At 72.1% G+C, this 22245-nt stretch carries 25 protein-coding genes; 11 read left to right on the forward strand and 14 right to left on the reverse strand.

All coding sequences use genetic code 11. The features are described 5' to 3' along the window. Positions 1–4 precede the first annotated feature (4 nt). The 4 genes from ACIA8X_RS02380 to ACIA8X_RS02395 all read right to left on the reverse strand — a co-directional run bounded on the left by ACIA8X_RS02380 (position 5) and on the right by ACIA8X_RS02395 (position 2090). Complete coding sequence (locus tag ACIA8X_RS02380; protein ID WP_393454570.1) at positions 5–685, reverse strand: hypothetical protein; 681 nt, start codon at positions 683–685, stop codon at positions 5–7. After that, the gene (locus ACIA8X_RS02385; RefSeq protein WP_393454567.1) at positions 682–1053 is read right to left on the reverse strand and encodes an STAS domain-containing protein; all 372 of its coding nucleotides are present in this window, start codon (positions 1051–1053) and stop codon (positions 682–684) included. Before ACIA8X_RS02385 ends, ACIA8X_RS02380 begins: the two co-directional genes overlap by 4 nt. A 141-nt stretch (positions 1054–1194) precedes the next feature. Next, positions 1195–1461 carry a hypothetical protein gene (locus tag ACIA8X_RS02390; protein WP_393454564.1) on the reverse strand — a complete coding sequence of 89 codons (267 nt, stop codon included), beginning with the start codon at positions 1459–1461 and terminating at the stop codon, positions 1195–1197. A 5-nt stretch (positions 1462–1466) separates the two neighbouring features. Beyond that, entirely contained in the window at positions 1467–2090 is a 624-nt protein-coding gene (locus tag ACIA8X_RS02395; protein ID WP_393454562.1) for a DUF5994 family protein, read from the reverse strand. Positions 2091–2432: 342 nt separating this feature from the next. On the opposite strand from ACIA8X_RS02395, the gene ACIA8X_RS02400 reads away from it, so the two are divergent. From ACIA8X_RS02400 to ACIA8X_RS02410, 3 genes are all read left to right on the forward strand, one after another. Then, positions 2433–2957 (forward strand): DUF5994 family protein, encoded by a 525-nt coding sequence (locus tag ACIA8X_RS02400; RefSeq protein ID WP_399457598.1) that lies wholly within the window; start codon positions 2433–2435, stop codon positions 2955–2957. Between the two features lie 106 nt (positions 2958–3063). After that, the gene (locus ACIA8X_RS02405; protein ID WP_399457599.1) at positions 3064–3336 is read left to right on the forward strand and encodes a hypothetical protein; all 273 of its coding nucleotides are present in this window, start codon (positions 3064–3066) and stop codon (positions 3334–3336) included. A 200-nt stretch (positions 3337–3536) separates the two neighbouring features. Continuing rightward, positions 3537–5315 (forward strand): SpoIIE family protein phosphatase, encoded by a 1779-nt coding sequence (locus ACIA8X_RS02410; RefSeq protein ID WP_399457600.1) that lies wholly within the window; start codon positions 3537–3539, stop codon positions 5313–5315. A gap of 13 nt (positions 5316–5328) precedes the next feature. Here ACIA8X_RS02410 and ACIA8X_RS02415 read toward each other — a convergent pair whose 3' ends face one another. The 4 genes from ACIA8X_RS02415 to ACIA8X_RS02430 form a co-directional block, all read right to left on the reverse strand. Beyond that, positions 5329–5622: an SCO5918 family protein gene (locus tag ACIA8X_RS02415; RefSeq protein ID WP_393454550.1), complete on the reverse strand. Its 294-nt coding sequence runs from the start codon at positions 5620–5622 to the stop codon at positions 5329–5331. A 186-nt stretch (positions 5623–5808) separates the two neighbouring features. Beyond that, positions 5809–6012 carry a cold-shock protein gene (locus tag ACIA8X_RS02420; RefSeq protein ID WP_393454547.1) on the reverse strand — a complete coding sequence of 68 codons (204 nt, stop codon included), beginning with the start codon at positions 6010–6012 and terminating at the stop codon, positions 5809–5811. Between the two features lie 238 nt (positions 6013–6250). Further along, the gene (locus ACIA8X_RS02425) at positions 6251–6595 is read right to left on the reverse strand and encodes a MerR family transcriptional regulator (protein ID WP_393454544.1); all 345 of its coding nucleotides are present in this window, start codon (positions 6593–6595) and stop codon (positions 6251–6253) included. Between the two features lie 142 nt (positions 6596–6737). Beyond that, a complete protein-coding gene (locus ACIA8X_RS02430) occupies positions 6738–7448 on the reverse strand; it encodes a hypothetical protein (RefSeq protein WP_393454541.1) in 711 nt (236 codons plus the stop codon). Between the two features lie 540 nt (positions 7449–7988). Between ACIA8X_RS02430 and ACIA8X_RS02435 the strand changes: the two genes are divergently transcribed. From ACIA8X_RS02435 to ACIA8X_RS02450, 4 genes are all read left to right on the forward strand, one after another. Further along, positions 7989–8567, forward strand: a complete 579-nt coding sequence (locus tag ACIA8X_RS02435) for a DUF5994 family protein (protein ID WP_393454538.1) — start codon at positions 7989–7991, stop codon at positions 8565–8567. Positions 8568–8898: 331 nt separating this feature from the next. Next, positions 8899–9294, forward strand: a complete 396-nt coding sequence (locus tag ACIA8X_RS02440) for a DUF5994 family protein (protein ID WP_393454535.1) — start codon at positions 8899–8901, stop codon at positions 9292–9294. A 322-nt stretch (positions 9295–9616) separates the two neighbouring features. After that, complete coding sequence (locus tag ACIA8X_RS02445) at positions 9617–11794, forward strand: PQQ-binding-like beta-propeller repeat protein (protein WP_399457601.1); 2178 nt, start codon at positions 9617–9619, stop codon at positions 11792–11794. A 176-nt stretch (positions 11795–11970) separates the two neighbouring features. Beyond that, complete coding sequence (locus ACIA8X_RS02450; protein WP_399457602.1) at positions 11971–12744, forward strand: polysaccharide deacetylase family protein; 774 nt, start codon at positions 11971–11973, stop codon at positions 12742–12744. Here ACIA8X_RS02450 and ACIA8X_RS02455 read toward each other — a convergent pair. Genes ACIA8X_RS02455 through ACIA8X_RS02480 form a run of 6 tightly spaced genes read right to left on the reverse strand, consistent with a single transcriptional unit; the run spans position 12717 to position 18672 of the window. After that, positions 12717–12908 (reverse strand): hypothetical protein, encoded by a 192-nt coding sequence (locus tag ACIA8X_RS02455; RefSeq protein ID WP_399457603.1) that lies wholly within the window; start codon positions 12906–12908, stop codon positions 12717–12719. The genes ACIA8X_RS02450 and ACIA8X_RS02455 overlap by 28 nt on opposite strands. A 59-nt stretch (positions 12909–12967) precedes the next feature. Beyond that, positions 12968–13585, reverse strand: coding sequence for a hypothetical protein (locus tag ACIA8X_RS02460; protein WP_399457604.1), 618 nt, complete (start codon positions 13583–13585; stop codon positions 12968–12970). Then, positions 13582–15075 carry an ATP-binding protein gene (locus ACIA8X_RS02465; protein ID WP_399457605.1) on the reverse strand — a complete coding sequence of 498 codons (1494 nt, stop codon included), beginning with the start codon at positions 15073–15075 and terminating at the stop codon, positions 13582–13584. Before ACIA8X_RS02465 ends, ACIA8X_RS02460 begins: the two co-directional genes overlap by 4 nt. Next, complete coding sequence (locus ACIA8X_RS02470; RefSeq protein ID WP_399457606.1) at positions 15072–15755, reverse strand: response regulator; 684 nt, start codon at positions 15753–15755, stop codon at positions 15072–15074. Before ACIA8X_RS02470 ends, ACIA8X_RS02465 begins: the two co-directional genes overlap by 4 nt. A 23-nt stretch (positions 15756–15778) precedes the next feature. Continuing rightward, complete coding sequence (gene murJ / locus ACIA8X_RS02475) at positions 15779–17449, reverse strand: murein biosynthesis integral membrane protein MurJ (RefSeq protein WP_399457607.1); 1671 nt, start codon at positions 17447–17449, stop codon at positions 15779–15781. Continuing rightward, positions 17446–18672, reverse strand: coding sequence for a lipid II:glycine glycyltransferase FemX (locus tag ACIA8X_RS02480; protein ID WP_399457608.1), 1227 nt, complete (start codon positions 18670–18672; stop codon positions 17446–17448). The genes murJ and ACIA8X_RS02480 overlap by 4 nt, the downstream gene beginning before the upstream one ends. A gap of 278 nt (positions 18673–18950) precedes the next feature. Between ACIA8X_RS02480 and ACIA8X_RS02485 the strand changes: the two genes are divergently transcribed. The 4 genes from ACIA8X_RS02485 (at position 18951) to ACIA8X_RS02500 (ending at position 22240) form a co-directional block, all read left to right on the forward strand. Next, positions 18951–20105 (forward strand): Ig-like domain-containing protein, encoded by a 1155-nt coding sequence (locus ACIA8X_RS02485; RefSeq protein ID WP_399457762.1) that lies wholly within the window; start codon positions 18951–18953, stop codon positions 20103–20105. Between the two features lie 128 nt (positions 20106–20233). Continuing rightward, positions 20234–20764: a hypothetical protein gene (locus ACIA8X_RS02490; RefSeq protein ID WP_399457609.1), complete on the forward strand. Its 531-nt coding sequence runs from the start codon at positions 20234–20236 to the stop codon at positions 20762–20764. A 97-nt stretch (positions 20765–20861) separates the two neighbouring features. After that, positions 20862–21422 carry an RNA polymerase sigma factor gene (locus ACIA8X_RS02495; RefSeq protein WP_393454508.1) on the forward strand — a complete coding sequence of 187 codons (561 nt, stop codon included), beginning with the start codon at positions 20862–20864 and terminating at the stop codon, positions 21420–21422. Further along, positions 21419–22240, forward strand: coding sequence for a zf-HC2 domain-containing protein (locus ACIA8X_RS02500; RefSeq protein ID WP_393454505.1), 822 nt, complete (start codon positions 21419–21421; stop codon positions 22238–22240). The genes ACIA8X_RS02495 and ACIA8X_RS02500 overlap by 4 nt, the downstream gene beginning before the upstream one ends. The last annotated feature ends 5 nt before the right edge of the window (positions 22241–22245 follow it).

Below are 22245 nucleotides of genomic sequence, written 5' to 3' on the forward strand. Positions count from 1 at the left end.
GTCGTCAGTCGGGCCGTTGGGTGCGGTTCTCGTGAGCGAGGCCGTCCGGGCGGGCCGCCGTGCGGGAGCCGAGGGGAAGGACCAGGGCCCGCAGCGGCACAGGGGCCGACGACCGGACGGCCGTGGGATCCGACTGCCGACGGATCGTTCCGATGTCCTGCCACCCCCACGACAGGAGGGCGTCGCGGGCCGGAGCGTCGGCCTGGTCGACCAGTGTCGCCCCGAGCGAGGCGTGGTGGTCGGCGAGCAGGCGTTGTGGGAGTCGGCGGGCGAGGTCCTGGTCGTCCGTGTGGGGATGCACCACGATCTCGGTGATCGCGAAGACGTGGCCGGACGCGGTGAGCTGTTCGACGCTCTGCGGAAGGGGCCCGTCGAACCCCCTCCACCACATCCCCTCGCGCGGTACGGGGAATCCGTAGGCACACCCGACGAAGGCCGTGTCCTCTGCGATCAGCAGGGCGAATCCCGCCCGCCGGATGTCACCGGTGAGCCGGCGCAGAAACGCCTCCCGGCCCCGGTACTCCTGGCCGGCCTGCGCGCGGGAGGACTCCACGTACAGATCGGCCAGGTCCTCCCGCAGGGTCTCGGCCTGCCAGCGGTTCAGCCTGCGCAGGCGTACCGCGCTGTCGGTGGTCGGTGCGCTTCCCCGACCGCCTGCCGGCTCGCGGCGCGGCGGGGCCGTCACCGCGCACCGTCCAGGGCAGCGGGAACCCGAGGTGGCAGGGGTCGAACGGCGTGCAGCTCGTGGAGCAGGAAGCCGCACCCGGTGATCTTGATCATGCGGGCCAAGGCCGGTGGCGGGTAGTGCAGTTGGAGAGTCGTTCCGGCATCGATGGCGAGCGCGGACGCCGTTAGGAAGGCGTTGAGTCCGCTGGCGTCGCAGAAGGTGACCGCCGTGAGATCGACGTCGGCGGTGCGGATGCCGTCACGCAGGCATGCGGCCAGCGCGGCGCGCACGAGCGGGGCGGTGGCCAGGTCGATCTCTCCCGCGAGGGTGATCAGCGCACGGGTGGCGTGGTCGTGCCGGTGGACGTTCAGTTGTGGAAGGGGCATGGCTCCTCGGTTCGAGGTACGGAGTACTCGTCGGAGAGTGGCGCATGGCTCGGCCGGGCTGAGGGAGGGCACAGGACACGGGAAGACCCCGGCCTGTCAGGTGCGGTGCTGCGGCCGGGGTCTTGGGCTGCGGGCGTGCTGTCAGATCGGGCGGTGCCGTTGGTCCGCTCGGCTCCGTCGGCCGGACCCGTCGTCGGGACGGTCACGGCTGCCCGCGGTGCCGCTCGCTCTCGCCCAGCCGCGGGCCTTCCGCCGGGCCGACGGGGCCGGGCCCTGCACAGGTGTCCCGGAGCGGCCGTAGTGGAAGGCGGCCATGCGGTCACTGTGCTGGGAGTTGAGCCGGTGGATGAGGAGCACCCCGAGGGCGATCATCGCCAGGATCACGATCACGGTCACGAACGTCTCCACGGTCCTCACCTGCCCATCGGCTGATGCGGCACCGCGTGCTGCGGCGTCGCGACGGTCACGGTCGGGATCCGGGGACGTGCAGCCGGATCGCGGGCCTCATGGCCTCCTTCGGAGTCCCAGACCGCTTCCACGGCCCGGTCGGCCTCGTGCACCGTGCGCAGGCGCGCCGCCTCCTCCATCAACCGGCTCGCGGTCGACATGCCCAGGGGGTCGCTCGCGGCGGCCATCAGCCAGGCGGCCGAGGCGGGAGCCGTCTGTGGCGGGATCACCAGGAGGTTCCAGCGGCCGCTGCGGTAGGAGAGCAACAGCAGTTCGTGCGGGTCCTGCTCGGCCAGGAACCAGCCCACCTTCACCACGTGCCCGGCGACGGGCACCTTGCGCGGAACGACCGGCCAGTGGGTGGGATTGACCGTGACCCGGGTGATCCGCCCCCACAACGGCTCCAGTACGGCCGTCAGGGAGGGGAGTTCGGCTCCGAGATCGCGGGAGCGGGGCCACCATGCGCCGTCCAGTAGAGCCGGTGCGGGGCCGGCGGGAGCCAGCGACAGGCGGAGGGAGGACGACGAGTACGACGCGCACGAGCGGTCATCGGCTTCGGCTGTCGGCGGGAGGGAAATGGTCGCAGTCATGACGCGAACCCTGCCCCGGGCCGACCGCAACCGGCCCGGCGTATTCAATCGCCGAAAACGACACGAGCATGGAAGCCGGTGCGCGAAATATCCTCGGTGATGCCAGCGTACTCCGCGGGCAGGCCCAACGGACCGTACAGCCAACGGAGAAACGGCCCCATGCGCCCCTGCCCAGGACCCTCGTCCCAGAGGCAACAGGACACGCACGGCGAGCTGTCGGGGAGTAGCGTGAACTCATCGGGAGCACTTCGCACATCGGCTCCGATGCCGGTGTCGTTCCCTTTGAGCGACGACACCGGGCCGTGCTGCTCTCGCGCAGAAGTCCGGAGACGGGTTAGCGCGATGTCCGCGACCGAGTCTCACCCCCTGCTACGGGCCGTTCCCTTCCGGGCCCCGACCGCGCGCCTCGCGCTGAGAACCCAGAGCCCTTCCGCCGGGCCCGCCGAACTGGACGGCGCCTGGTGGCCCCGTTCACGTGATCTGCAGAGCGAGCTCTCCGCCCTGGCGGAGGTGCTGGATCCGCTGTGGGGGCGGATCACCCGTATCGGGGTCAACCCCCGCAACTGGCCGATACTCCCGCCCAGGATCTTCGTCAACGGCCATGTGGTGAAGGTCGGTTGGTTCACCACCGAGCTGGATCCGCACGGGATCGTTCTGCTCTCCTACACCGCGGGCCGCTGGGACCTCCTGGTGATCCCCCCGGAGACCGACGCCCCCTCGGCCGCCCGCCTGATGGCCACCGCGAGCGCGGACACCGACCCGCCGATGACCGCGACCGCCCTCATCGCGGCGGAACAGGCCCGGCACGGAAGCGGCGGCGCCCTCTCGTCACACGGCCGGCATCAGCAGCGTGCTGTGGGGATGTGAGGACGAGGGCCCGGAGTAGAGTGAAACGCGGGAGTCAGTCGGTGACCTGTGGCCTTCTCCTTGCCGGGGGCGACGGGTTCGGAGCCCGGCACGAGTGGCGGCGACCATGGCGACACTGCACCAGCGGAAGAACCACCGCACAGCGATCATGAAGACCCTGTACGAGGGCATGGAAGGCAACGGCCTCCCTGACGTCTCCGGGGCCAAACTGCGTGACGATCTGGCGATCCCCGAGCAGGATCTGGCCGCGGCCTGCACCTATCTGGTGGAGGAAGGGCTCGTCACGGTCCGCTGGGCCCATGGGGACACACCCGCGACCGTCATGCTGACGCATCAGGGCATTCGGCTCATGGAGGCCGAGGAGGAGGATCGCGGCTGACCGGTGTGGGTACGCCGGAGGCGGCCGGCGGGGAGGGCGCGCGGCCCGGCGCAGGTGGGCGGGCAGGTCCTCGTGGCGGCCATGCGAGCGGGTTCCGGTCGGGAGACCATCGGTTGACGGAGACCATCGGTTACCGGTGTGAAGGTCCCCCTGACGCGCCCGCGGTCTTCGGTGGGTGGCTGCCATGACTGGAGGGCGGCGTGGTGGAGGATGCGGTGCCCGGTGCGGGAGGTGAGGGGCGGTCGTGGCCGGCGCCCGAGCCGGGTTTCTGGTGGCAGGTCGTCGAGCAGCTGAGCACAGCCCTGATGGTCCTGGATCCGGCCGGACGGATCCTCGCCGTCAATCCCGCCGCCGAACGGCTGCTGGGCCGACCCGCGGCCGCGATGCGCGGGCAGGACGCGCACGAGCGGCTGCACCGGGACACGGACGGCGGCATGCTCCTGCGGGAGCAGTGCCCGCTGCTCCAGGCGCTGGCCGAGGGAGCCCCCGCACGCGGGGAGGGCGACAGCTATCTGTGCGGTGACGGTCGCCTGGTCACGATCTCCTGGTCCGCTTCTCCCCTGACGGACGGCGGCTCCTTCAAGGGCATGGCCGTGCTGTTCACCGACATCACGGGCGACCGTAGCGCGCGCCGGGAGCGTGCGGCCTACACGAGTGCTCTGGAGGACCTCAATGAGCGGCTGACACTGGTCGCGGAGATCACCGACGTACTGGGGCAGACCCTGGAGACCGACGAGGCCCTCGCCCGGCTGGGCCGCCTACTGGTACCCCGCCTGGCCGACTGGGCGGCGGTGGACCTGCTGACGGGTTCCGGGCAGGTCCACCGGGTGGCGGTGACCGGTCCCGCGGGCCGGGCCGCCGGGCTGGAGGGCGGGCGCGAGCGCCTTCCCGAGGCCGGGGAGGCAGAGCGCTCACCTCTTGTCCGGGTGCTGAACGGAGGTGATGCCGTGCTGCAGCGCCGGCAGGACGAGCAGGACGACGCGAAAGAGCAGGACGACGCCGAGACGGCCGTACCGCCCGTCTCTCCCCTTGCCGCCGTCCACAGCGACTTCCTGCGGACGGTGCACGCGACGTCCGCCATCACGGTGCCGCTGGGAACCCGGCAGCAGATCACCGGCGCGCTGACGCTGGTGCGTACCGACCCGATGCACCCCTTCGGCGCCGAGGACCTGGTGGTGGTGACCGACATCGGCCGCCGGGTCGGGCTGGTCATCGACAACGCACGGCGGTTCGGCCGTCAGCGCGCCGTCGCCGAGGCCATGCAGCGCAACCTGCTGGCCCCGCTGCCCCAGCCCGGCCGCCTGCGGCTGGCCGCCCGCTACCAGCCCGCCCCGGCCGGCTCGCAGGTCGGCGGTGACTGGTACGACGCGTTCGAACTGAAAGACGGCACGCTCGCGCTGGTCATCGGCGACGTCGTCGGCCATGACCTGACCGCGGCGGCCGGGATGGCCCAACTGCACGGCATCCTGCGGTCCCTGGCCTGGGACCGCACCGGAGCGCCCGGCGCCGTCGTCGACCGCCTCGACGACGCCATGCCCGCCATCACCACCGTCCCCATGGCGACCCTCGTCCTCGCCCGGGTCGAAGGCGACCCGCACACCGGACCGTGGACGCTGCGGTGGACCAGCGCCGGGCACCCGCCGCCCCTGCTCCTGACCCCCGGCGGACAGGGGCAGTACCTCGAAGCCGGACAGGGAGTGGTCCTCGGCGCCCCCGTGGACACCGGCCACCCGGGCAGGCCGAACGCCACACAGCCCCTGCCGCCGGGTTCCACCCTGCTGCTCTACACCGACGGCCTGATCGAGATCCCCGGCAGCGACCTCGACACCGGCCTGGACCGGCTGCGCCGCCACGCCCTCGCGCTCGCCCAGGCACCGCTGGACACGCTGTGCGACCAACTGCTCGCCCGCATGCCGCCCGGCAGCACCGACGACGTGGCCCTGCTCGCCGTACGGCTGCCGACGCTCATCAGCCAGTAGGTCAGCCAGCCCGTCAGCCGCCCCACTGGACAGGGCGTCCGTACGCCGGGCCGGCGCCGGAGGGGCGCATAGGGGGCGCGGCGTGGCAGGTGAAGCCGAGCCGGGTCAGTGCCCTGGTCACCTCGCCGATGGTGAAGTCACGGCGATCCTGGCCCGTGATCACCTCGCCCACCTGCTTGACCGGAAACAGGCGGCTCCCGATGACGACGCAGGCCCCCGTGACGGGCTCGGGGCGGGCACCGCCCATCGCTGTCTCCACGTCGGTCTTGAAGAGGTCGAAGGGATAACGGGCGATCACGCAGCGCATGGTGCCTCACCAGGAGTCGGAGGGGTCGAGGGGCGGGTGTAACAGCGGCGGGTTTCTTCGGAGGATCCGGGCCCGGGAAACAGAAAAGGGGCCCGCACCCAAGGTGCGGGCCCCTGTTCCGTCGTATGCGCGTGCGAAATTACGTCAGACGCGTCAGACAGGTTCAGACCGGTTCGGTCGCGGGTGTCAGGCGGGAACGATGTTCTCCGCCTGCGGGCCCTTCTGGCCCTGCACCACGTCGAACGTCACCTTCTGGCCTTCCTGCAGCTCGCGGAAGCCCTGGGTGGCGATGTTCGAGTAGTGAGCGAAGACGTCGGCGCCGCCGCCGTCCTGCTCGATGAAGCCGAAGCCCTTTTCCGCGTTGAACCACTTAACGGTACCGCTGGCCATGCTAATTCTCCTGAGGCAGTGCTGGAGACCCGCACCTCGCGGGCCCCCTCATCGCCGTGATGATCGCCCGCCCGGGAATCCCGAAAAATGGCAACCACAACTGCAATTAAAGTTCAGCATAGCACCGGAAATAATCAGCAACAAGGGGAAATGAAAACAACCCGGAAAAGCAGACGGAACGATTGGAAAAGACCGCTGATGGCACCGGTTAAATTTATGCTCCGGCGCCGTCAGATTTTCACTCGCCGCCACCGTCGGGCCGCTCTTCCGGACGGCGCGGCGCGGCGTTGGCGCGCAGGGCCGCCTCCAGCCGGTCCTCGAGATCGATGATCCGGCAGGCGGCCTCGATCGGGGTCCCCTGGTCGACCATCTCGCGGGCCCGTGCGGCAAGGCGCAGCTGGTGACGCGAGTAGCGGCGGTGGCCGCCCTCCGACCTCGTCGGCGTGATCAGACCCGTCTCTCCGAGGGCCCGGAGGAAACCGGGCGTCGCACCGATCACCTCGGCGGCACGGCCCATGGTGTACGCCGGGTGATAGTCGTCGTCGAGCCGGTCGGCGGCATGCGGCCGGTCCTGCGCTGGCATCTGCGCCTTCCCGCGGACCGCCGAAGTCACGGCCCGCCCAGGGGAGCGGCTTCCCCATACGGGAACTCTAGTCGCCCGGGCGGAAATCCTGCCGTCGCCGACACAGATGTCCTCTGCTGCTCGGCTCCCGGTCAGCCGCCCGTCACCGGAGGACCAGGACTCGGCAGGGAGGAGCGCACAGAGGCATCCCGCGGGCGTCCGCCGTGTCCGCCACGTCCGTCAGGAGGTACTGCCACCCCCAGGACCGCAGCGCCTCAAGCATCCGGGCGTCGCCGCGGTTCACCAGCATGACGCCGAGCGCGGCGGCGTGGTCGGTCAGCAGTCGTCTCTGCAGGCGCCGGGCGAGGTTCCAGTCGCGGCTCTGGTTCTGGGTGCGCACCCGGTGTCCGACGAGGATCTCGGAGATCGCGAAGAGTCTCCCGGACGCGGCGACCCGGAGCAGGCTCTGCGGAAGGTATCCGTCGAGGCCCTCCCACCGGGGCCCGTCGCCGCGCACGGGGAAACCGTGGGCGCATCCCGTCAGCAGCGTGGCGCCCGAGGAGACGCTGGTCTCCGCGACCAGCAGGGCGAACCCCGGCCGCCGTACGTCGGTCGCGAGCCGCCGCAGGAAGGCGGAGCGTTCCCGGTTCCATGCGCACGGGTCACCGCCGGAGGTCTGCGCGTACAGGTCACCGAGTTCCGGCGTGAGGTCCTCCACCTGGCAGCGGGTCAGCGGGCGGAGGCATTCGCCCGCCAGGGGCGACGGGGCCCGCCGGCCCTTGGACCGGGCGGGGCGTTCCGGACGCCTGGGGTCCGGGACAGGGGGTGGCCCCAGGGTCGAGGTCGTCGGCCGGTCCGGCACGTTCTCTGTCATGGGACGAGCCCTGCCCCGGGCCCGGACGCATCCGGCCCCGGCGTCGTCGTTCACCGAGAACGGCACCGGCCTGCGGCCGACGCGCGGGGAACCCTCGGTGCCTTCAACCCTACGCCCGGGGCGTAGGGCGCCATCTGCTCGGCGGTTCAGTCTCCGCACGCGTACACCACATCGGACCCACGACGGCACGCGGGAACCTGGGAGCTGGGAGCTGGGAGCTGGGAGCTGGGAGCTGGGAGCTGGGAGCTGGGAGCTGGGAGCGGCGGCCAACTGTCCTGCGGCGGCGGCGAAACGGTCCTTGCCCGGAGTGCCGGGGAGCGAGCAGGCCCATGGGCTGCCGAAACAGTGGACGCTCCGGCGGAATCCTGCGCACGGCCGGACGGCGTCAGCCTGGGCGCCCGTGGACCGGTCCGGGAACCCTCGGGGCGGAGTAGCGTGGCGGGCGCCGGGAGTTCTCCGTACGCCCGCTGCCCGTTGGCGTCGTTCCTGGCGCACCACGCCACCGGTCCGTCGCACGGCGGCCGGGGACAGGACCGCGACATGACATCGCGCGCCGATGAACGTGCGACTCCCGAGCAGGAACTGCCCTCCCCGCCCTTGCCCGCCCGGCTCACGCTGCGCCCGCCGACCTTTCCACCCGGGCCCGTGTGCGGTGCCTGGTGGCCCCGTTCCCACGATCTGACGGCCGAACTGCCCCTCCTCACCGAGGCGTTCGACGCGCTGCGGGCGAAGGTGACGAGTATCGCCGCTCGCCGCGGCACCTGGCCCGAGGCGCCGTACGACCTGCCCGCCCCCGGTCACACGGTGAAGGCCGCGTGGTTCGCGTCCGGGTTCGACCTGTACACGATCCGGCTCTACTCCTACGGCGTCGGCCGCTGGGACCTGCTGGTCGTGCCGCCCCGGACCGAGGCGGGCGCGGCGGCCCGGCTGATGACGGCGGCGTCCGACCCCGCGCTCCACCTCACCGCGAGCGCGCTCGTCGCGGCCGAACGGCGCCGCCTCGACACGGACGGCACCCGGTGCGAGCGGGAGCGGGTGGAGCAGTGGGAAGGCGAGGGCGGTACGACGGGCCGCCCGCCGGCCGATCTTTCCTTCTTCCGCAACTGTTACGGTCCGTGATCCCCATATCGCTCTGCGCCCGGTAGGGTGAAAGGACCGAGGGCCCAACGCATACCGGTGACAGAACCGGTTTCGCTCCCGGCGCACGACGACACCGGGCGGCTCGTCGCCCGGGACAGGTGGCGCATCATGACAGCCCCCGCCGGCCGCCCTCGACGCCCTCGATCCGGACGCGGCCCCATCTGACGCACGCCGCAGGTCGACGACCACGTATGCCGCCGTCCGCGTCCCAGCAGCCGAGCGCCCCGGCCGGGCCGACCCGTCGGCCACCGTGATGCGCCTCCTTCGAACGCCTCGTCGGGGTGTACGCCGTGCCCACCCAAGGAAACGCATGCCCACCACGGTCCCGCCCGCACCACCCGCCCACCCCCTCCTCCGGCTGCGCCTCGCACCCCACAGCGTCCTGCCGCGCCGCCTCGACGGAGTGTGGTGGCCCCGCTCCTACGATCTCCTGGCGGAGCTTCCCCAGTTGCTCGCCGCGCTGCCGCGCGCCTGGGGACACATCGCCGGCGTCACGGTGAACTCGGCGGCCTGGTCCGCGGCACCGGGCCGGATGTTCGTGTGCAACCAGGTCGTACGGCTGCGCAGGACCGTCGCGTCGCATGCGCAGCACACCGTGATCCTGCTCGCCCCCGGCCACGGTCGCTGGGATCTGCTGGTCGTGCCGCCCGACACCACCGCGGAGGCGGCCGAGGCGCTGATGGCCGCGGCGCTGAAGGACCGGTGACTCCTGCGGCACCCTGCTGCCCGACGCCCCCGCACGCGCACGCGCACGGTACTGCCGTCGCTTCCGGTGGAACGCGATCCGCCCGTCCTGTCGTCTCACACGGGACTCCCGCAGTCCCGGCGGGTGGCGCGAAGTTCGCGGCCGAACACGTCCTCGCGGTCAGGAACTGATCTCGACGGTCGTCGGCCCGCCAACTCCTGCCGCGCCGACGGCCGTTGCGCACGGAAACACCGAACCGTGCCAGGCGCGGCTCCGCTTCCGGGACGGCAGGCCCTACGCTGATCTCCGTGACGCAGGCAGGCGCTGGGAAGGGTGATCGGCGATGACGGCCCTGAGCACCGGGGACCCGGAGTCCATAGGCGAGTACACCCTTCTCGGTCGGCTCGGGGCAGGCGGCATGGGAGTCGTCTATCTGGGGGTCTCCGCCTCGGGGCGGCACGTCGCGGTCAAGCTCGTGCACGGGTCGTACGCGCAGGAAGAGGAGTTCCGGACGCGCTTCCGGCAGGAGATCACGGCGGCGCGCAGGGTGAGCGGCGCCTTCACCGCGCCCGTCGTGGACGCCGACCCGGACGCCGACCAACCGTGGATGGCGACGCTCTACGTGCCGGGGCTCAACCTCGCCGAAGTCGTGAAGAAGGACGGCCCGTTGAGCGGGCGGGAACTGCGCGCGCTGGGACTGGGGCTGACCGAGGCGCTGCGCGACATCCACCGGGTGGGCCTGGTGCACCGGGACCTCAAACCGGCCAACGTCCTGATGACCGAGGACGGGCCGCGCGTCATCGACTTCGGTATATCGCGCGCCGCCGACAACCAGAGCCTCACCATGACGGGGCGGGTGATCGGCACTCCGCCCTTCATGTCGCCGGAACAGCTCGCCTCTCCCCGGGACGTCACCCCGGCCTCGGACGTGTTCTCGCTGGGGTCGCTGATGGTGTTCGCGGCCGTCGGCACGGGACCGTTCGACGCCGACAGCCCGTACATGACCGGCTATCAGGTGATGTACGAGTCCCCGGACCTCGACGGGGTGCCCGAACCGCTCCTGCGCATCGTCGAGCGCTGCCTCGACAAGGATCCGGCCGCACGGCCGGAACCGGCGGATCTGCATCGCATGCTCCAGGCGCTGCCGGAATCCGACGCCGCCGCGCCCACGAAGGCCGGGCGGTCCGCGAAACCCCGGCCCCGGCCTGCTCTCCAGGGCGCGCCCACCACCCCTGCGGGCGCCGCGACCGACACCAGCACCAGCACGGGCACCCGCAAGGGGCGCCTGGCCCGGCTGTCGCTCACCGGCCTCGGCGCGGCGCTGGCCATCACGGGGCTGAGTGTCGGGGCGGGTGTCTTCGTGTCGGGCCGGGACACGGCCACCACCTCCACCGCCAGTGCCACGCCCACCGCCCGTGCCGCGTCCCTGCCCGACGGCTGGCGGCCGTGGCGCACGGCCCTGCGACGCGACGTGAAGGGTGTCCCTCTCGACTACCAGGCCCTCGGGTGCGTGACGGACGAAGTGGCGGACAAGAGCGCCCTGTTCTGCGGCGGGACGGGCTTCACGGTCGCCAGGATCGACCCGGCCTCCGGCCGCACCCTGTGGCGGACCGGCACCCGTCCTCAAGGGGTGCAGCCGATCGGCGTACGCGACGGGCTGGTCTATGTGTACCAGGACCCGGACGACACGACCAGGCGCGTGCTGGCCCTCGACGCCGATACCGGCCACCGGCGGTGGCAGCGCGACATCAACAAGTCCGCGGATCCGGTCCTGTTCAACGGCGGACTGCTGACCCTGTCCCCGGACTACTCGCGGTTCGTCGCCTACGGGCCGTCCGGCAAGGAACTGTGGCAGGCGCCCTCGCTGGACGAGGTCTGCCTTCCGTCGGCGCTGGGAGGCGTCCCCTACGCCCTGTGCTCGGCCGGCCGCGAGCCCGGCCAGGCCCCGGTCGGCCTGATGAGGCTCAAGCCCGGCAGCCTGACCGAGACCGCCACACTGCCCCGGAAGGCGGAGGCGCTCGGCGCCGTCGGCGGGCAACCCCTGTTCCTCGCCCCTCAGACCGCGAAGGACGTGTACGAAGCCGGGTACGAACGGCCGTACAACGCGCTGCTGCGCGTGGTCCCGAAAACCGGGCAGATCAAACGGACACCGCTGGCACGTCCGCTGACCGGCGTTGCCACCCTCGTGAACGGCGTCGTCTACTTCGTCCGGTCCGACGGGTCGGTCACCGCGGTGTCGGCGGACAGCGGCAAACAGCTCTGGCAGAAGACGACGGACATGGAGAGCCTGTCCGCGCCCGTGGTGTCGGCGACGTACAAGCGGGTCTACTTCTCCAACCGCTTCGGCCGTCTGCTGGCACTGGACAGCCGTACCGGAGCTGAGGTGTGGCGCACCTCCGCGCTGGACAACCCCGGGGACAAGGCGCAGGAGACCCCGCCGCGCGTGCTGCTCGTCAAGGACGCGATCGTCGCGACCGCCGGCGACACGGCCTTCTCCCGGAGCCCGAACGGGCCCACCTGACCGAGCCCGGGTCAACCGGCCCGCTCCCGGCCGCTGTTCGCCGAGTTGTCCGTGAACTCCCCCGGGATTGTCCGTGATCGGTAACGGACGGATCCGGTGGCCGCCGTCCCTCGTCCTGCCAGGTGGTCGCAAGTCGACCGAGGATCGGTGCGGAACTGCGCGAAGGCGGGGCGGACATGGCACGGCACGGCGGCGGATGGGGCTGGTACGGCAAGCTGGTCGGGGCGGCGCTCGGGGTGACGGTGCTGTCCACCGGTGCCGCGGTGTGGACCGCGCAGGCCGGTGCCGTGGTCGGATCGTCGCCGAAGGCGACCGCGTCGGCCACGCCGGGCGGTGACGTCAAGCCGGTCGACGTGACCATCGTGCACGCGTCGGACGCGGGGGCGCGCGGCGTCAACATCACCATCGACGACGGGCCCGACCCCGTGTGGACGCCCCAAGTGCTCGACGTGCTGCGGGAGTACGGGGTGAAGGCCACGTTCTGCATGGTGGGGACGCAGGCCCAGGCCCACCCGGACCTGGTGAAGAAGGTGGTCGCGGACGGGCACCGGCTGTGCGACCACTCGGTGTCGCACGACACCACCATGGACAGGCAGTCCCAGGCCTACCAGTCGCAGCAGATCCTCGACGCCGAACGCATGATCACCGAGGCGTCCGGGGGCGTACGGCCGATGTACTACCGGGCACCCGGCGGAGCCTTCACCCCCTACAGCCGCACGCTCGCCGCCTCCCGGGGCATGCGGCCGCTGGGCTGGAACGTGGACACCAAGGACTTCGAGCGGCCGGGCACGGACGCCATCGTCGCCACCGTGGAACGGGAGCTGCCGGGCGGGCCGACGCTCCTCTTCCACGACGCGGGAGGCGACCGCTCCCAGACCGTCGAGGCCCTGCGCCGGATCCTCCCCGAACTCAAGGAGCAGGGCTACTCCTTCGGCTTCCCGGTGCGCTGAGCCTCGGCCAGCAGCCGCTCCGCCCGCCCGCGGGCCATCCCCTCGCCCTGCGGCTGCTGAGCTGCCTCCAGCACGTCCGCGCCCACCATCGCCTCGTAGTTGCCCTCCAGCAGGGCGAGGTCGAAGAGATGGGCGTGGCAGTTCATCCGGAACCGCTCCGCCATCGAGCCGACGGGGCGCGAACGGTCGCGGCGGCGATCAGTGGCGCATGTCAACCAGGGGGCTAGGGCGCGCTGTTCGTGGCGACTTTCGGGGTGCTGCCGGGGGCGAGTCCGCACGTGCCCGACCTCGACGCCCCGTCCTGTCCGGTCAGGTGCACGACGATCTGGCCGTCGGCGTCCTGGCTGTAGGCGATCGTGCAGGTCAGCTGACGGAGCGCCGTGCCGGACAGTCCCTCCAGGGCGAGGGGGACGCGAGTGGTGACCTTGCCGCCCGCGGAGCGCTCGACCTCGACGGTCCCGCCGGGGCGGGCGGCGGGGAGGGCGGTGCTCAGGCCGGCGGCCCGGTCTTCCTTGCGCGGACCGCCGAGCAGCGCCAGGACGACCTTCTCCGTCGGCACCGGGCCGGTCGTGTCGCCGGGGTTCTGGTCTGCGGAGCCCGACTCGGCCAATCCGTCGCTGAACTCGACCGGGGGCTCGGTCGTGCGGATCACGGTGCTCAGCCCTCCGTCGGGGGAACGGAAGAAGAGCAGCATGTCGCGGTCGCGGTCGAGGAAGGCCTGGAAGCTGGCGGGGCCGCCCGCCTCGATGACGTCGGTCTCCTGGATGCCGCAGCCGGTGAGCAGGGGCACGGCCGCGAAGGCGACCGCCGCCGCAGGTCCGCGCGTCCGCGCACGCCTCATCCGCCGGCCTCCTCCGCGTGGAGCGGTATCTCGACGGTGAAGACGGCACCGGCCCCGGGCAGGTTCCCGGCGCGGATCGTTCCGCCGTGCAGCTTCACGTTCTCCAGGGTGATCGCCAGGCCGAGGCCGCTGCCCGCCGAGCGGGTGCGGGCCGCGTCGGCCTTGTAGAAGCGGTCGAAGATGTGCGGGAGCGATGCGGGGCGGATGCCGGGTCCGCTGTCCGCGACCTCGGTGATCAGCACGCGCGTGCCCGGGGAGCGTGCCTCGGTGCGCAGGCGTACCGTGACCGGCTCGCTGCCGTGGCGCAGGGCGTTGCCCACGAGGTTGGCGATGACGAGGTCGAAGCGGCGCGGGTCGAGCCGGGCGCGGATACCGTCGGGGAGTTCGGTGCGGACCCGGCCGTCCCCGGCCGGCCCGCCGTCGGTCCAGTGCCGGTTGTGGAGGGTCTTGCGGATGGTCTCGGCCACGTCGACCTCGTCGGCGTTCAGCTCGGCCGCGCGGGCGTCGAAGCGGGAGATCTCCATCAGGTCCTCGACGAGCACGGCGAGCTTTCCGGTCTCCGCGCTGACCAGCCGGACCGCACGGGCGGTGTCGGCGTCCAGGTGATCGGCGTCCTCGTCGAGGACCTCGGTGACGGCGAGCATTCCGGCGAGGGGGGTGCGCAGTTCGTGCGAGACGTCGGAGGCGAAGCGGCGGGCGCGGGCCTCGGCCTCGCGCAGTTCCCTTACGGTGTTCTCGAGTTCGCCCGCCGACTCGTTGAACGTGCGTGCCAGGTCCGCCAGTTCGTCGCTGCCGCGTACCGGGATCCGGGTGTCGAGCCTGCCGCTGCCCATGTTCCGGGCCGCCTCGCGCAGTTCCCGCACCGGGCGCAGCACGCTGCGGGCGGCGATCAGGCCGGGGATCAGCGCGACGGCGAGGCCGGGCAGGGCACCGTCCCGGGCGGCCATGAGGAGGGCGTCGACGTTGACCTGTTCGTCGGTCATCCGCATGACGGCGTAGAGGACGAGTCCGCTGGGCAGCAGGCTGTCCGGGTCTGTCTTGAAGACCATGGGCATGGCGATGGTCAGGTAGGGAACGCCGTCCTTGACGACCCGCTCGAAGCTGCCGTGGGGGTTGGCCCGCGCGGCGCGGCGCAGTTCGGGTGTGATGACCGTGGAGACGGGGTTCTCGCCCGAGGAGGCGCGGACCGAACCGTATTCGGCGAACACCACCCAGGGGTGCGGCTTGCCCCTGCGGGCGATGTCCCGCAGGAGTGACTCCAGGTCCTCCCCGCCCTGGATGGGCAGGCCGAAGGCCGTCTGCTGGACCTGGTCGCGGAACGACGTGACCGCCGTGTCCTGGGCGGTCTGCAGCACCGCGCTGCGGGCCTCACGGTAGGTCAGCGCGGCGGTGGTGCCGGCGCTGACGGCGGCGACCAGCAGGAAGGCGAGCAACAGCCGCGTACGCAGCCCGAACGCCCTGAACCGCGACCGGCGAGGACCGGTGGTCACAGCGGCCCGAAGCGGTAGCCGAAGCCCCGCAGTGTCTGGACGTAGCGGGGGCTGCCGGCCTCGTCCTCGATCTTGCCGCGCAGCCGGCGGACGCACGCGTCGACCAGCCGGGCGTCGGCGTGGTAGCTGTGTTCCCAGACGTGCTCCAGCAGTTGCTGTCTGCTGAACACCTGCTCGGGGGCGGCGCACAGGTGCAGCAAGAGCTTGAGCTCCGAGGGAGCGAGCGCGAGCGACCGGCCGGCCTTGGTGACGGTCAGCCCGACCCGGTCGATGGTGAGTTCGCCGTGGACCTCGATGGCCGGGCGGCCCGCGCCGCCGTCGTCGAGGCGGCGCAGTACGGCACGGATGCGGGCCTCGATCACATCGGTGCGGGCGGGCTTGACGATGTAGTCGTCGGCACCGGCCTCCAGGCCGACGACCACGTCGAAGTCGTCGCCGCGCGCGGTGAGCATGATGATCGGCAGCTGGCTGTGCTCGCGGACCCGGCGGCAGACCTGTACGCCGTTCATGCCGGGCAGCATCAGGTCCAACAGCAGCAGATCGGGGTGGAATTCGGCCAGCGCGGCCAGGCCGGTCTCGCCGGTCGCGACCGCCCGTACCTCGTGGCCTCGGCGGCACAGACCGAGTTCGACCCCCTCGCGTACGGAAGGGTCGTCCTCGATGAGGAGCACGCGGGGCATCGGAAGTTCTCCCTCGATGGTGGTCAGGTCCGGTTCCGGGGCCGTCTCGGGCGTACGCGGGAAAGCAGCGCGTCGAGTTCGGCGAGCCGCAGCGGACGGGCGAGCAGGGCGAAGGTGAGGACGATGGCGGCGGCGCCGGCACCCGTGGAGACCACCGCCCCCGCCCGTGCGGTTCCCAGGACCGCGAAGTGGCCCAGCGCGGTGGCGGGGACGGCGGCGAGGAGCAGTCGTCCGTGAGCGCCGACGGCGGACGAGCGCAGGGGGCGGGCGACGGCGAGCCGGCGGCTCAGCACCCGGGCGGTCACCGCCCAGCCCGCGCACAGCGCCAGCGAGTACGCCGCCGCCATGCCCGTCACGGCCCAGCGGGCCGGCAGCAGGTGGGCGGCGGCCACGGACAGTCCCGCGTTGAGGGCGACGATCACGAGGTTGAGCAGGAACGGCGTACGGGTGTCGGAGAGCGCGTAGAAGGTGCGGGACAGGACGTACTGGCCCGACAGGGCGATCAGTCCCGGCGCGAAGGCCATCAGGATCCCGGCCATGGCGGCCGTGTCGGCGGCGCTGGTCCTGCCGTGTCCGAAGACGAGGGCCATCATCGGCTGGGCGAGGGCGAACAGCGCGCAGGCGGCGGGTACGACGGCGGCGGCGGAGACGCGCAGGGCGTGCGAGACGTCGTGCCGCAGCGCGGCGGTGTCCCCGTCGGCGGCGGCCGCGCTCATCCGGGGCAGCAGCGCGGTCACCACGGAGACCGTGACGATGCCGTGCGGTACGACCCACAGGGCATAGGCGTTGTTGTACGCGCCGTATCCGGGGCCGCCGTCGAGGCCCGCGGTCGTGGCCAGCCGGGTGGTCACCCAGTAGGCGGCCTGGTTGGCCAGGACCAGCAGCACCAGCCAGCCGGCCGCGCGCAGGGGGCGGGTCAGTCCGCTGCCGCGCCAGTCGAAGCGGGGCCGCCAGCGGAAGCGGGCCGCGCACAGTGCGGGGACGAGGGCGAGGGCCTGGGCGGCAATACCGGCGGTGGTGCCCCAGCCGAGGATGGCGGTCTCGGTCGGGGTGAGCGTGTTCGCCGCGGTGGGTGTGTCCGCGCCGCCCAGGGCCAGCGCCAGGTACAGCCCGAACACGGCTATGACGACGACATTGTTCAGGACCGGCGCCCACATCATCGCGCCGAACCGGCCGCGCGCGTTGAGCACCTGTCCGAGCAGCGTGAACAGGCCGAGGAAGAAGATCTGGGGCAGGCAGTAGCGGGCGAACGCGGTCGTCATGGCCGCCTGTTCGCCCGTGTAGTCGGTGTACGCGTCGACGATCGCGGGGGCCGCCCATACGGCGGTCGCGGTGATCGCCAGCAGGGCGACGACGCAGACGGTGACGAGCCGGTCGGTGTACGCGGCTCCCCCGTCGTCGTGCTCCTTGGCGGCCTTGACCAGCTCGGGAACGAAGACGGCGTTCAGGGCGCCGCCGAGGAGCAGCATGTAGACGATGGTGGGCAGCGCGTTGCCGACCGCGTAGCCGTCGGGGACCGGCCCGATGGTGCCCAGCGCCGCCGCGACCACGGCGGAACGGGCGAAGCCGGTGGCCCGGCCGACGATGGATCCGGCGGCCATGACGGCGGTGCCGCGCGCTGCGGAGGAGGCCGTCGCGGAGGAGGCCGGAGAGTCCGGGGAGTCCGGAGAGGAAGCCTTCGTCAGCTGATTCATCGGCGGTTCAGGTACGCCTGGAAGGCGCGGTGAAGCGTGTGGTTGGCGCTGCCGCCCAAGGGTTTCTCCCATTCCCCCAACGTCTCGACGACCTGTCCCCCGGTGCCGAGCTTCCACCGCAGCAGTCCGTACGCACGTTCGCTTGGATCGAGAGTGGAGGGTACCCCGCGCATGTCGTACACGTCGGCGCCGAGCGCGTGGGCGTCCTGCAGCATCCGCCACTGCAGGGCGTTGGAGGGGCGGACCTCGCGGCGGTGGTCGGCCGAGGCACCCGTCTGGTACCAGGCCCGGCGGCCCACCGTGATCATCGTGTGGGCGGCCAGGATCTCCCCTCGGTGACGGGCGAGGTACAGCTTCATCCGCCCCGGTTCCTCGGCGTTGAGCGCCACGTACTGACGCTCGTAGTAGGCGAGCGAGCGGCCGAGCCGGAAGCCGTCGCGTCGTTCGGTGATGCCGAGCAGCCGGTAGAACTCCGGGAGTTCCGCGGCACTGCCCACGACCACCTCAACGCCCTCCTTCTGGGCGCGGCGCACATTGCGTCGCCACTCCTGGTTGAGCCCGGACCACAGGTCCTTCGTGGTGCGTCCGGCGAGCGGCACGTGGAAGACGTGGCGGGGCTGGGCGTCCCCGTCCCCGCCGGTCCCGTCCCCGCCGGTCCCGGCCGCTCCGGTCCCGTCACCACCGCAGCGGCGCCAGCCCCGGGCCCGCAGGCGTTCGGCCACGGCGGTGCCGAGCGGGTCGACCTCGCTGGCGAGGACGTCGCCCAGGCGGCGGCCCGGACCGGTGAGCGGCTTGAGCAGGGCGGCGTCCCAGCGCCGGTAGGCGGGCGACGGGCCGATGCGCACGGCGAAGGCGCCCGCGCGGCGCAGGTGTTCCAGCAGCGGACCGAGCCAGCCGTCGATGTCGGGGTCGTTCCAGTCGGCGACGGGCCCTTCGGGCAGGTAGGCGAAGTACTTGCGGGTGCCCGGGAGTTGCCGCAGCAGCACCAGGGCCACGCCCGTCAGCGCGCCCGCCTCCGGATCCGGCCCCCAGCCGAGCAGTTGGGCCCGCCAGCCCTCCTTGACCTCGGCCCAGGACGGGCACTGGAGGAAACCGGCGCCGAGGGCCGCGCCGTCGGGGGTCGCGAGGAAGGTGCGGTACGTCTCCGCGGTGATGGTTCGCAGGGCCATGCCCCGGTCCCGTGCTTGGCACACGCGGCTGGGCGGCACGAGCAGCGCTGACACAGTCTGAGCCTCTCCTTCTCCCCGGACCTGTCGCGGGGACACACAGGAGGCTCACAGCGGCCCATGACTGCTCCGCGCGCCGAATGTGACCGGACCATGACCGTTCCTCACCAGTCGCCGTCACACAGCCCCATAGCGGCTGACCTCGGGTTTTCCGGTCCTACAGTCACGACATCGCCGAATCGCCCACCCCCTTCCCGTCCTTCCCGGAGGTCCTGTTGTCGCGCACCCGTGTACCCGTCCATGCCCGCGTCCGGGCCGCCGTCGTGGCCGCCGCCATGGCCGCCCTGCTGGCGCCGCTCGCCGCCTGCTCGTCGAGCGGCTCCCCCAGCGCCCCGGACGGCGAGGTGAAGCCGAGGGCCGAGGACCGCCCTGTCACGGTCACCGTCACTCCCACGGGAGAACGGGTCCCGGCGGGTGAGCCCGTGAAGGTCACGGCCGCGGGCGGCCGACTCACCTCGGTGACCGTCACCGACGCCGAGGGCCACCGGCTGGCCGGCAAGGTCGCCGCCGACGGCCGGTCGTGGCTCTCCGACCGCAAGGCCGTACCCGGCGCGGCGTACACGGTGACGGCGGCGACCCGGACCGAGGGCGGAACCGCCAAGAGCACCAAGGCCGCCTTCACCACGGCCGAGGCGGACAAGGTCAACAAGGTCGACTGGCGGCCGGGCGCCGACGCCACCGTCGGCATCGCCCAGCCGATCTCCCTGGTCTTCGACAACCCGGTCAGGAACAAGGCCGAGGTCGAGAAGCAGCTCAGGATCACCACCTCGAACGACACCGAGGGCTCCTGGGGCTGGATACGCGACTGGTCGGGCCGGGACCGGGTGGACTGGCGGCCCAGGACGTACTGGAAGCCGGGGACGAAAGTCACGCTGAACGCCGAGTTGAACGGCACCGACTCCGGCGCGGACGGCGGCTGGTTCGTCCGGGACTACACGACCGCCTTCACCGTCGGCTCCCGGCAGATCGTCAAGGTCGACCTCGACAGCCACCAACTCACCCTGGTCCGCGACGGCGAGACGGTCCGCCGCATACCCGTCTCCGGCGGCACGCCCGGTGGCGACAAGCGCTCCTGGCGCGGAACGGCCGTACTCATGGCCAAGGAGGGCACGATCAACATGAACTCCGAGACGGTGGGCCTGGGCGACGCCTACGACAAGATGGTCGACCACTCGATGCGGCTGACCTGGTCGGGCATGTACGCCCACGCCGCCCCGTGGAACGCCCGCTACTTCGGCAACGCCAACCAGAGTTCCGGCTGCATAGGAATGAGCGACGCGAACGCGGCCTGGTTCTACGCACAGGTGCGGCCGGGCGACCCGTTCGAGATCACCGGCAAGGACACCAAGGGCGTGGTCGAGCCCGGTAACGGGTTCGGCGCGTGGAACCTCTCGTGGGGCGAGTGGCAGGAGAAGAGCGCGTTGCGCTGAGAGTTGCGCCGAGCAGCGGTCCCCCAGGGGGCTGGGCCGCCGCCGGGACCGGTCCCGGGAGCGAACCGTACAGTCCGGAACCGAGTGGGGCGGGAACGTGGGGCGCGGCGGTACGAATCGAGGATCTCGTGAGCAGGAAGACGATCATCCCCCTGGCCATGGTGCTGGCGCTCGCCCTGGCGGGTTGCGCGGACCAGTCCTCCGACCGAGGCGGACAAGAGGGAACGCCGCGGACGAACGCCCCGTCTCCCTCCGGTTCCACCGGTTCCACGGCGGCGACAACCGCCTCCCCCAGCGTTGAGGCCACACCCGAGGCCTGCCGGACGGTGGACACCCTGGCGTACAACCAGTTGGTTGCCATGGCCTTGGCCATCGGCGACGAGAACAAGAACGACTCCGAGTTGCGGGCCGATGCCGCGAAGAGCTACGAGGACTTCGCCGACCGTGTGTCCCTGATCGCACCGCAGGCCCCCGAGAACCTGCGGCCGGCACTGACGGAGTGGGCGTCCGCCGGCACTGCCGTAGCGCGTTACATCGCCGGGAAGAAGCCCCGGGCCGGCCTGGTCATCGACTACGGGCCGACGCAAAAGCGATGGAACGCGGCGCAGAAGGCCGCCGAGAAGATCTGCGGGCAGGACCTTCCCGACCTCGATCAGTAGGAGAAGTCCAGATCAGGCCGGTCTTGGCCGCACGCACGGCGTGACGGGGATCACACCGAGGGGAAAACCTGGCGTCGGGGGCGGGCGTCTAGTGGGTGTGAGATCAGTCAGGAAGGCACCGGGCGAGTTGGACGAGGAGCGTCTCGTCCGGCTGGTGGCACGAGGCGACCGTGTCGCGTTCGAGGAGCTGTACCGGCGTACGTCGCCGTGGATGGCGGTGCGGCTGCGGCGGCGCTGCGCGGACGAGCAGATCGTCGCCGAGGTCATGCAGGAGACGTATCTCGCGGCGTGGCGCGCGGCGGGTGCGTTCGCGGGGGCCTCGGTGGGCGGGACGGCCGTCGGCTGGCTGTGGACGATCGCGGCGCGCCGCCTCGTCGACGCCTTCAGGCGCAGGGCCCACCATGCCGAGCCGCCGGCGGCGGCCGCACTCCCCGACGCGGCGCCCGCCGCCGAGGACGAGGTGCTCGCGGCGACCGTCGGCGGTGACGTCGGCGACGCGCTGCGGCGCCTCGCGCCGGAGCTCAGGCAGGTACTGCAGGCCATGGTGCTCGACGGGTTGTCCGTCCGGGAGACCGCGGTCCTGCTCGGGCTGCCCGAAGGCACGGTCAAGACCCGGGCCCGGCGGGCCCGGCACGCGATGCGGAAGGCGCTGGCATGAGTGGGGAGCACGCGTCGATGCGGATCATCGACGGTTACGCGCGCGGTGACGACACGGACCTCGCCGCCGACGAAGTGTGGGCCCTGGAGGCCCACTTGGAGGCGTGCGCGGTGTGCCGGGAGCGGCTGGCGGCCGTCGTCGCCGCCGAGGTGCCCGGCGTGGCGGCGCTGGTCGACACCGTGTGGTCGGGCCTGGAGCCACAGCTGGACACGGCCGTTCCGGCGCCGGTCCGCCGGCGCTGGTCGGCGCGGCTGTCGGTGTGGATGACGCCGGTGATGGTGCCCTGGCTGGCCATGGTCGTGAGCGTGACGCTGCTCGCGCTGCTGCTGGACGTGGTCGACACCGGTACCGGCGAGGTGTCGCTGGTGCTGCTGCTCGCGCCGGTCCTGCCCGTGCTCGGCGTCGCGGCGTCGTGGTCGCGCGGTCTGGACCCGGCGTACGAACTGACGGCCTCCGTGCCCCGCGCCGGGCTCCACCTGGTGCTGCGGCGCACCGCGTCCGTGCTCGTCGTGGTCGTTCCCGTGCTGCTGGCGGGCGGTTGGGCGACGGGGGTGACGGCCGCGCAGTGGCTGCTGCCCTGTCTGGCCTTCACCTCGACGACCCTGGCGCTCGGCGGTGTCGTCGGCGTGACCCGCGCCGCCGTCGCGCTGGTGGCCGTATGGGCCGCCGTGGTCGTGGCGCCGAGCCTGGCCGCCAGCCGTACGACCTTCGCCCTGCAGCCGGACGGTCTGCCCGTGTGGGGCCTGATCCTCGCGCTCGGCGTCGGTGTCGTGATCGTCCGCAGGGACGCGTACTCCGTGCTGGGAGCCCATCGATGACCATC

Origin of the sequence: Streptomyces sp. NPDC051738 (genome assembly GCF_044453205.1) — a bacterium.
Lineage (GTDB): Bacteria > Actinomycetota > Actinomycetes > Streptomycetales > Streptomycetaceae > Streptomyces.